General features: G+C 56.7%; 7 protein-coding genes. All 7 read right to left on the reverse strand.

Annotated features, from left to right (window positions below; genetic code table 11):
- Window positions 1-56: 56 nt before the first annotated feature.
- The 7 genes from rnr to NST44_RS03810 all read right to left on the reverse strand — a co-directional run bounded on the left by rnr (window position 57) and on the right by NST44_RS03810 (window position 10,476).
- Window positions 57-2,702 carry a ribonuclease R gene (gene rnr, locus NST44_RS03780; RefSeq protein ID WP_213613340.1) on the reverse strand — a complete coding sequence of 882 codons (2,646 nt, stop codon included), beginning with the start codon at window positions 2,700-2,702 and terminating at the stop codon, window positions 57-59.
- 191 nt (window positions 2,703-2,893) lie between these two features.
- A complete protein-coding gene (gene secG / locus NST44_RS03785) occupies window positions 2,894-3,124 on the reverse strand; it encodes a preprotein translocase subunit SecG (protein WP_007132909.1) in 231 nt (76 codons plus the stop codon).
- A 423-nt stretch (window positions 3,125-3,547) separates the two neighbouring features.
- A complete protein-coding gene (locus NST44_RS03790; protein ID WP_028404207.1) occupies window positions 3,548-3,997 on the reverse strand; it encodes a PaaI family thioesterase in 450 nt (149 codons plus the stop codon).
- A gap of 330 nt (window positions 3,998-4,327) precedes the next feature.
- The gene (locus NST44_RS03795; protein ID WP_210094323.1) at window positions 4,328-6,007 is read right to left on the reverse strand and encodes a long-chain-fatty-acid--CoA ligase; all 1,680 of its coding nucleotides are present in this window, start codon (window positions 6,005-6,007) and stop codon (window positions 4,328-4,330) included.
- A gap of 124 nt (window positions 6,008-6,131) precedes the next feature.
- Window positions 6,132-6,269, reverse strand: a complete 138-nt coding sequence (locus NST44_RS03800; RefSeq protein WP_186332929.1) for a hypothetical protein — start codon at window positions 6,267-6,269, stop codon at window positions 6,132-6,134.
- A 159-nt stretch (window positions 6,270-6,428) separates the two neighbouring features.
- Window positions 6,429-8,219, reverse strand: coding sequence for an acyl-CoA dehydrogenase family protein (locus tag NST44_RS03805; protein ID WP_007132912.1), 1,791 nt, complete (start codon window positions 8,217-8,219; stop codon window positions 6,429-6,431).
- A 1,066-nt stretch (window positions 8,220-9,285) separates the two neighbouring features.
- Window positions 9,286-10,476 carry an acetyl-CoA C-acyltransferase gene (locus tag NST44_RS03810; RefSeq protein ID WP_007132913.1) on the reverse strand — a complete coding sequence of 397 codons (1,191 nt, stop codon included), beginning with the start codon at window positions 10,474-10,476 and terminating at the stop codon, window positions 9,286-9,288.
- Window positions 10,477-10,594: the final 118 nt, after the last annotated feature.

Genomic DNA, 10,594 nt, shown 5'->3' on the forward strand with positions numbered 1-10,594 from the left:
CTGTGTTCACAGTGCTGGTCCTAGGGATGCCAAAGCGCTTGCCGTCCGCCCCAGCCCTACTTTTTCTTCTTCCTCACAAAAGCGGCTGTGCCGTTCCCGCCTTTGCTCTTCCGCTTGCGCCGTCCGCCGCCGCTTGCGGCATCGCCCTCAGCGCCGGCTGGCCCGCTGCCCGGCGTTGGTCCTTCGCCGATGAAGATGCCGCTGCGCGACGTCTTCTTCCGGCGGCCCTTGCCGCCTCCGCTGCCCGAGCGGGCGTTGCGGTCAAAGCCAAGGGCCCCGCCGCCGGCGGAGCTGTAGCCGCCCTTGCCGGAGCCGAACGCGAAGCTGCGCGTCTCCGTGCCTTCGGCGGCGGCCTCTCCGCCGCCGCGCTTCCCGCCGGCACGGCCGCCCTGGCCGCCGGCGCTGCCCTCGCGGCGCCCTGCCGGCGCGCCGCCTTCTGCCGCGGCGCTGCGCTTGCCGCGGCCCTTGCCCCCGCGGGCTGCGCCATCGCGGGCGCCAAACCCGCGGCCACCGGCTCCACCGCGGTCGCCGCCGCCAGTACCGCCGCCGCGGCCTTGCCGGCGCGGCTTCATATCCACCATCTCAAAATCGATGGTGTGCTCATCCATATTCACCTTCGCCACGCGCACCTTGACGTCATCGCCAATGCGGAACACCTTCGATGTCCGCTCCCCGATCAGCGCCATGTGGCCTTCGTCGAAGTGGTAATAATCGTCGGTCAGCGCGCTGAGCCGAATCAGGCCTTCCACCGTATTCTCCAGCTCGATGAACATACCGAAGCTGGTCACGCTGCTGATAATGCCCTCGAATTCTTCGCCGACCTTATCCAGCATGAACTCGGCCTTCTTCAGGGCCTCGGTGTCACGTTCGGCATCAACGGCGACGCGCTCGCGCTCCGAGGATTGCTGAGCAATGTCCGCCATGCGGGCCGCGAGCTGCTCATGCCGCTGCTCGCTCAGCGTTCCGCCGCTCTCCAGCACCTCCCGGATCACCCGGTGAATGACCAGGTCCGGGTAACGGCGAATCGGTGAAGTGAAGTGGGAATAGTACTCGGCCGCCAGACCAAAATGACCTGTACTCTCCGCATCGTACTTCGCCTGCTTCATCGAACGGAGCATCATCGTGCTGAGCACCGTCTGCTCTTTCGTGCCGTGGATGTCGTCCAGCAGGCTTTGCAGGGCACGCGGATGAATCTGATTGCCGCGCCCTTTCACATGGTGGCCGAAATTCGCGGCAAACGCCATGAAGTTCTGCAGCTTCTCCGGATCCGGGTCCTCGTGGATTCGGTAGATGAATGGCACCTTCAGCCAGTGGAAATGCTCAGCCACCGTTTCGTTGGCGGCCAGCATGAATTCCTCGATGATCTGCTCCGCGATGGAACGCTCCCGTTTGACGATATCGATCGGCTTGCCGTTTTCATCGACAATGACCTTCGACTCCACAAAATCAAAATCGACCGCTCCCCGCCGCATCCGGCGGTTCCGCAGCTTCAGCGCCAGCTCCTGCATCAGGCGGAAATCCTCCACCAGATCGCTGTAACGCTTGATCAGCTCCGGATCCTCGTCGACCAGAATTTTGCGCACATTGTTGTACGTCATCCGTTCCTTCGTCCGAATCACGCTTGTGAAAATATCGTGCTTCACGACCTTCATCTGCTCATTGAATTCCATGACGCAGGACATCGTGAGACGGTCCACCTTCGGATTCAAGCTGCAAATGCCGTTGGATAAGCGGTGCGGCAGCATTGGAATAACGCGGTCTACCAGGTAGACACTGCACCCGCGGTTGTACGCTTCCTTATCCAGCTCGGAATGCTCGCGCACGTAATAGCTCACGTCCGCAATATGCACGCCCAGACGGTAATGGCCATTCGGCAGGCGCTCCACGTTGACCGCGTCGTCCAAGTCCTTGGCATCCTCACCGTCAATCGTGACGATATTTAAGCCGCGAAGATCCCGCCGGCCCTGCTGGACGATCTCTTCTTCCGTAATGGAATCCGGCGCAGCATCCGCTTCAGCCAGCACCTCATCCGGAAAGCCTTCCGGCAGCTGATGCTTACGGATAATCGACAGGATGTCGACGCCCGGATCGTCCTTGTGGCCCAGAATCTCCACAACCTCGCCCTCGGCTGCGGCCCGGCCCTCCGGATAACTTACCAGCTTAACGACGACCTTCACGCCGTCCACGGCGCCGTTCATCGCATGCTTCGGGATAAAAATATCCCGGTTAATCCGCTTATCATCCGGCAGCACGAAGCCGTATGCCTCGTGATTCTGGAAGACGCCCACTACCTGCGTGACCGCGCGGGTGACGATGCGGACAACCTCGCCTTCCATTTTGCCGCCCTCGCTATGCTGCGAGCTAATGCGAACCAGCACCGTATCGCCGTTCATGGCGCTCTTCAGGTCGTTCGCATGAATGTACACATCGGGATGCTCCCGATCATCCGGAATCAGAAAAGCAAAACCCTTCGGATGCGCCTGCAGTCGCCCGCGCAGCAAAGACATCCGCTCCGGCACGCCGTAACGCTGGGTGCTGGTGAGAATGATTTTTCCGGACTGCTCCAGATCGTTCAACAGCTTTAAAAACTCCCTGAAATCATGAGCATCCTCAATCGCAAAATGCTGCTCCAATTCCTGGTACGTCATCGGTTTGTATGCAGTTTCCCGCATAAAATCGAGTAAAATTTGTTCCGTTATCATGATTATCACCTCGGGGAACCTGCGAATTCATTCGTTCCTCTATCCATTCTTTACCTACATATACACATACCCTAGTATACACGAATTTAATCCGCGGTATCCTTCGAAATCCCCCCAAAGATCACCATTCGCCCAAGGGCATATAAAAAGCCCCCGCTCTTCCAGAGTGAAAAGCGAGGGCCGTATTCCAATTATTTCAGCATCGCAACAACAATCGCCAAGATCATGAATCCTGCCGCCAAACCAACGGTAATGCGCTGCAGCACGAGATCCATACCGCGAGCCTTCGTTTTGCCAAACAGATGTTCCGCACCGCCGGAGATGGCACCGGCAAGACCTGCACTTTTCCCTTTCTGGAGAAGAACAACCGTAATCAACCCGATGGAGAAAATGACGAGCAGCACTTCGAACAATACAACCATGACTTCCACCTCCTACGCGTATGTAAACATCAGATTTATAATCAAATATAATGTTCAAATTCTGATGAAAAACAGCATTATTATTGTACCATAGCTTATTCTGACTGACAAGGCATTACCAACCGTCTCTGGTGATCTGATCTAATGTTTGGATTCAAGAGACTCAAGTGATTTAAAAGAGAAGGCAGAATTCCAAGAACGCAACAAATTCATGAGAACGTTTCGACAGACACAAGATTCGTAGGATTCCCTGATTCGAAGTTTGTGAGCGATAATACGTGAATACGAGAAATTCAACGTTGAGAAACGTTTATCTAACTATGTATCGCAACAAAGCCTATAGAGCTTACCTGGTTTCAACAAAAAACGGCCTGCCCTCTCCACCCTTAGGAGACGACAGACCGCTTTTTATTCCGTCTTGCTTCATTTCACCCGGAATGATCCGGTGCTTATGGCAACCAGTTCTCCCTTTGCATCCGTAATTTTACATTCCGTCGTGACCGACCGGCGCGTCTGATGAACGATGCTTGCCGTCACCGTGAGAACCCCCTCCCTGGCCGGCATGACAAAATGCACGTTCAGGTTGCTGGTCACGGTCGACTCGCCGGGACGCTCCAGCATGACGGCGATGCCCATAGCATTATCCATCAGCGAGGAGAGGACACCGCCATGCACGATCCCCATCATATTCATGTGATGAGGCTGCACATCCAGGGTGACGACAACCGCTTCCGGGGTAGCGGAAGCCAGCTCACAGCCGAGATATCCCCAGAAGGTGGGCTCGGCCGCCTTGGCCATCGCCTCCATGTAGGCCTCCCGGTCAAATGTCGGCTGTTCGGCCTTCGGATCCTGGCTCGTATCGGCTTTATGCATAAGGCCGCCTCCTTGTATCGAATTTATTACACGGCATACTTACAATATTCAACGTTTAGGGTACCCCATCTTCCGATTTTCAACGTTACCTAATCCTAGTTATTGATGATAACTTCTTAAAAATCGGCGGAAAATCGCCGACGACATGCTGGGAGTGACCTCAGTGGGTCATCCAAAGGGCATGGCTGGTCGCCCGAGCGTCGACGCTAAGCATCGTGCAGCAGTCATCCTTACACAGCGCCGGGAGAGGCACGCGGTAAGAGGAGAAGCTACGTCTTGTCGACCGATGCATGCCCACAGTGCCTGCACCTAACTTCTCCATCCTATGCATCAGCCCGTCGGTCTGCCTTCCTCCTCTTCCTCCAGCAGCTTGCGGCGAAGCACCTTTCCGACCATCGTCTTCGGTAAAGCGTCACGGAATACGAACTGCCGCGGCACCTTATAAGCGGCAAGCTGGCTGCGGCAAAACTTTTCCAATCCCGAAGGATCGGGAGCAGCTCCATCTTTTAGCACGATGTAGGCTTTGACCGTCTCGCCGCGGTAATCGTCCTTGGTGCCGACCACTACGGCTTCCTTGACGGAAGGATGCTCATACAGCACTTCTTCGATCTCCCTCGGGTATATATTGTAACCGCTTGCAATTATCATATCCTTCTTCCGGTCGATGATCGTAAAATATCCTTCCTCGTCCATCGTTGCCATATCGCCGGTAAACAGCCAGCCATTGCGGATCGTATCAAAGGTCTCCTCCGGCCGGTTCCAATAGCCTTTCATGACCTGAGGGCCCTTCACAATAAGCTCGCCTGGCTCGCCGACCGGCATCTCCTCGCCTGTCTCCGGGTTGACCACTTTTGCCTCCGTATCGGGAACAGGGATACCGATCGTCCCGATCTTGCGTCTTCCCCAGATCGGATTCGCGTGGGTCACCGGCGAGGCTTCCGTCAATCCGTAGCCCTCGATCAGCCGTCCCTTCGTCAGCTCCTCGAACTTATCCTGCACCTCGACCGGGAGCGCGGCGGAGCCGCTGATGCAAGCATTAATGGAAGACAAGTCGTATTCCTGAATCCGCGGGTGATTGATGAGAGCAATATACATGGTCGGCGCCCCGGGGAAGAGCGTCGGCTTTACTTTTTTGATCAAATCCAGAATCATCGCCACTTCGAATTTAGGGACCAGAATCAGCATACCGGCACGGTACACCGCCTGATTCAGCAGCACCGTCAGCCCGAATACGTGAAAACACGGCAGCGCGGCCATATACCGCTCCTTCCCGTCTTCAACCTGGTAACACCAGTTCGCGGACTGGACCGTATTGGCCACCAAATTCAGATGCGTCAGCATGACGCCCTTGGGCGTCCCCGTCGTGCCGCCGGTATACTGCAGCAGTGCCAAATCCCTTTCCGCATCCACGCTTTCGCAGATTGGATCGTTAGGCGATGCGGCCAGCAGCTGTTTAAATGCATGCACCCGGCTGCCATAATGGACGACCGGGAGAGGGCCTGCCTGCTTCGCTTTGATCGGATAGAGCAGATTCTTCGGGAACGGTAGATAGTCCTTCACCGACGTTACGATGATATGCTCAAGCTTCGTCTCCTCTATTACCTTCTCCACCCGGGAGACGAACATATCCATCGTTATGATGATTTTGGCACCGGAGTCCTTCATCTGATACGCGATTTCCCGCTCCATATAGAGCGGATTGGTCATGACGCACACCGCTCCAGCGAGCAGCGCGCCATAATACGAGATGACGACCTGCGGACAATTGGGCAGCATGATCGCCACCCGGTCTCCCTTCTTCACGCCCTTGCTGCGGAGCGCATTTGCCATGCGGTAGGCGGAGTCCAGCAAGCTTTGGTAGGTGATCATTTTCCCCATAAAATACATCGCCGGCTTCCAGGGATATTTCTGTGCCGACGTCACGAGAAACAACGCCAAATTCTGTTTCGGATAATCAAAAGCGGGGGCTACTTCCGGCGGATAAAACTGCAGCCAAGGCTTTGTATCCATACAAAACCAACCCTTTCCTAAGGAATGCTTCTTCCTTTCCTACTCCAAGAAAAAACCTGTCTCTTTTGATAAGCTCCAAAAAAATCCGGTATAGATCACCCCCGCACATCCCGGGAGGAACGGTTTAGATCGTGCGCTTGCTTGGAGTTGCCCGCTGTCTTAGAATGTCCGCGTGCTCTGAATGTCTGGACATCGGTTTGCCCGGATTTATCGAACCGCTTTGGTCCGGTCTCCGAGTCGTACGCCCTTTGGCTGTTCGCACGACTTGACTCCTCCCTGCGTTTATACGAGGCGGGAACCCTATGAACTCGTTCACAGGGTTCTCCGTTATCCGCAAACTGCGCAATGAGCTTCAGGGCGATCCGCCGGAAGATTTGGATACCTTGTTAATATGCCGGCAGCAGTATGGGCGCAACGTTACTTACACCGTATACCGCTCGTTTTTGACGACGCGGGCCGCAATGCTGCGCTTCAGCGCTACCGTATCGACCGGGCTGGTGCGGGTCAGCTTTTTCAATACCGACAGCTGCATGCGCAGCATATCGCCGGTTTCCACCGAGGCCAGCGTTTCTTTGGCGAGCGCCTCGATGCGTTGGAACGCTTCATACGCAAATACCTGCGTCATCTCGATCATGCCGGCCGCTTTCTCTTCCGATGTACGAGCGATATGCTTCTTGGTGCGCAGCAGGGCGCTTTCCAGCGCAAAAATATCAATCATCATGTCCGCCAGATTGGACAATAGCTCCTGTTCCTTCTCGAGCTTGGTCCCGAATTTTTGAACCGCGAGGCCGCCGGCGAGCAGGAAAATCTTTTTGCTCATGTCCAGGAAGTGGGCTTCCTGCTCCAGCGTACCCTCGAACGTTTGGCCTGGAACGATCTGCAGCAGTTCATTTTGCAGGCCTTGAGCTTTTTGCAGCAGCGCGATTTCGCCCTTCATGGCTTTTTTCACGAGTGTTCCCGGGATGAGCAGGCGGTTAATCTCGTTCGTGCCCTCGAAGATGCGGTTGATGCGGGAATCGCGGTAGATCCGTTCCACCTTGTATTCCTGAATGTACCCGTACCCTCCGTGGATTTGAACCCCCTCGTCCGCTACAAAATCCAGCCCTTCCGAGCAAAATACCTTGTTGATCGAGCACTCGATGGCATAATCCGAGATTGCGGCGGCCGATAAGGCGCCCGCGTCCTCGCTGGCATAATCGATGTCCTGCAGCGCCTCGTCGAGCAGGCCGGCTGTGCGGTACACCATGCTCTCCATCACGAAGGTGGCAATGTTCATCTCGGCCAGCTTTTTGCGCATGAGCGGGAACTGGGAGATCGGGGTGTCGAACTGTTTGCGGGTATTTGCATATTTCGCGCTCAGCTCGATCGTTTCCTTCGCCGCGCCGACCGTACCGGCTGCCAATTTATACCGTCCGATATTCAGGATGTTGAAGGCGATGCGATGGCCTTTGCCGATTTCGCCCAGCAAATTCTCCTTCGGCACCTTCACGTCCTCGAAGAAGAGCGGACGCGTCGAGGAGCCTTTGATGCCCATCTTCTTCTCTTCGGGTCCGAGCGTGAAGCCTTCCATCTCCTTCTCCACGATAAACGCGGTGAAATGCTCGCCGTCGATCTTGGCGTACACGATAAAGATATCCGCAAATCCGGCATTGGTAATATATAACTTCGATCCGTTCAAAATATAATATTCGCCGTCATCGGATAAACGTGCCGTCGTTTTGGCGCCGAGCGCGTCGGAGCCCGACGTCGGCTCGGTCAGGCAGTAGGCCGCGATTTTGGCCCCGGTGGCCAGGTCCGGCAGGTACTTCTTCTTCTGCTCCGCCGTGCCGAAGAACACAATCGGCAGCGTCCCGATGCCGACGTGCGCCCCGAAGGACAGGGCGAAGGACGAGCCCTTGGCCAACGCTTCGCTGATGATCGTGGAGCTCACTTTATCCAGCCCGACGCCGCCGAACGGCTCCGGCACGTCAGCGCCCAGCAGTCCGAGCTCCCCGGACTTGCGCAGCAAATCCACGGTCAGCTCGTAATTGAGCTTCTCCAGCTCCTCGTCATGCGGCACCACTTCACCGTCGATGAAGTCCCGGACCGTGTCGCCGATCATTTTATGCTCCTCGGTGAAATCCTCCGGGGTCAGGATGCGCTGCACGTCCAGGTTATCGATAATATAGCTGCCGCCTTTGATTTTCGGTTCTTTCGTTTGGTTGTCGCTCATGGTTATGGCTCCTTTCTGGAATGGGATTAGTGATTGTGGTGGTGCGTCTGCTGCGATGTTTAGGTCTGCTTGCTTAGATAGCGTCGCTTCGATGACTACTGTGAATGCTGCTTCGGTGTCCGCTACGATGGCGGATTGTACTTCCTGGTGTTCTGCTTCGATGACTGGTGCGGGTGCTGCTTCGGTGTCCGCTGCGATGGCGGATTGCACTTCCGATCACTGTTAATTTCAGATTTCCTGAATGACCCTTAGTGCGGTCGAAATCTGAAATTATAGGCGAACACTCCGTTTCTCCAGTTCAATTCCGCCCTCTCCGCTGGGTAGCCGCCTCCCCCACAATCACTGTTGGTGGGGGAAGGGCGCGGGTGCCCGGTCCGTGTTCGGAGCGGGCACAGCGCTTGTTGGCTGTGATCTGCTTCGATGACTGGTGCGGGTGCTGCTTCGATGTACCTCCTTAGATAGCGTCGCTTCGATGACTGGTGCGGGTAATGGCCGGGTGTCCGCTCCGATGGCGGATTGTATTTCCGATCGCTGTTAATTTCAGATTTCCTGAATGACCCTTAGTGCGGTCGAAATCTGAAATTAAAGGCGAACACTCCGTTTCTCCAGTCCAATTCCGCCCTCTCCGCTGGGTAGCCGCCTCCCCCACAATCACTGTTGGTGGGGGGAAGGGCGCGTGTGCCCGGTCCGTGTTCGGAGCGGGCACAGCGCTTGTTGGCTGTGTTTATGCTTCGAAGACTGTACGGGTGCTGCTGCGATGTATTGGATGGCGTCGCTTCGATGACTGGTGCGGGTAATGGCCGGGTGTCCGCTACGATGGCGGATTGTACTTCCGATCGCTGTTAATTTCAGATTTCCTGAATGACCCTTAGTGCGGTCGAAATCTGAAATTAAAGGCGAACACTCCGTTTCTCAGTCCAATTCCGCCCTCTCCGCTGGGTAGGACCGCCTCCCCCCACAATCACTGTTGGTGGGGGGAAGGGCGCGGGTGCCCGGTCCGTGTTCGGAGCGGGCACAGCGCTTGTTGGCTGTGAAGGTACCTGCTCCGATGTAGTGAATAGCTACCTCACGCCCCGGCTGCATGCACCTCGAACACCCCCGCGGCGCCCATACCGCCGCCGATGCACATGCTCACGACGCCGTAGCCGCCGCCTCGCCGGGCCAGCTCGGACACAAGGCTGACCGTCAGCTTCGCTCCGGTGCAGCCGAGCGGGTGACCAAGGGCGATGGCTCCGCCATTGACATTGACTTTGCTCTCGTCAATGTCCAAGGCGCGGATGATGTGGAGACATTGCGAAGCGAACGCTTCGTTAATCTCGAACACATCCACCTCACCCAGCCCGATGCCCGCCATCCGAAGAGCCTTCGGAATGGCCTCCACCGGACCCACGCCCATAATTTCGGGCTCCACGCCCGCCAACGCGAAGGACCTGAAGGTCGCGAGCGGCTTAAGGCCGAGCGCTTCCGCCTTCTCGCGGCTCATGACCGCGACCGCCGCCGCGCCGTCGCTGGTCTGTGAGGCGTTCCCGGCGGTTACGGTCCCGCCGAGAGCAAAGGCAGGCCGCAATTTCGCCAGTACCTCCGGCGATGTGTCGGGACGTACGCCTTCATCCATCTCGAAGGTGAAGGACTTGCTGCGCACCTTGCCCGACTCGTCTGCGGCAGCCAAGGACACGTTCACCGGCACGATCTCGTCCCGGAACTTCCCTTCCGCAATGGCAGCCGCTGCCTTGCGGTGACTGCTGGCCGCGAAGGCATCCTGCGCTTCGCGGGTAATGCCGAACCGGCGGGCGACCTCTTCCGCCGTATGCCCCATGCCGATGTACACCTCCGGCATCTCATCAACGATCGTCGGATGCGGAGCCGGCTTGAAGCCGGTCATCGGCACATGGCTCATGCTCTCGACGCCGCCAGCGATAATCACGTCGGCGTAACCGAGCATAATCCGTTCCGCTGCAAAGGCGATTGCCTGCAGGCCGGAGGAGCAGAACCGGTTCACCGTCAGGGCGGGAACCGTGACCGGATATCCCGCATACAACGAGATGATCCGGGCGACGTTCAATCCCTGCTCGCCTTCCGGCATCGCACACCCGAGGATGATGTCTTCAACATCCTCCTTCTTAAGGCCCGGCGCACGAGCTATGACGGCTTCCAGCACCGCCTTCCCCAGGTCCTCCACGCGCGTCTGGGCCAAACTCCCTTTCTTCGCTTTCCCCACCGGAGTTCGGGCAAGCGATACGATGACTGCTTCTCTCATGCCATCTTCACCTCGTCACCTTGAATTGGTTGGATATAATAGGACAACTTCTAACTTCATTTACTAATCGGATTTGCCGACTATAATTCAATCAGGACCTAAGGCACTGCTGGAAATC

This window comes from Paenibacillus sp. FSL W8-0919 (genome assembly GCF_038003785.1).
In the GTDB taxonomy this organism is placed as follows: Bacteria; Bacillota; Bacilli; order Paenibacillales; family Paenibacillaceae; genus Paenibacillus_AQ; species Paenibacillus_AQ lactis.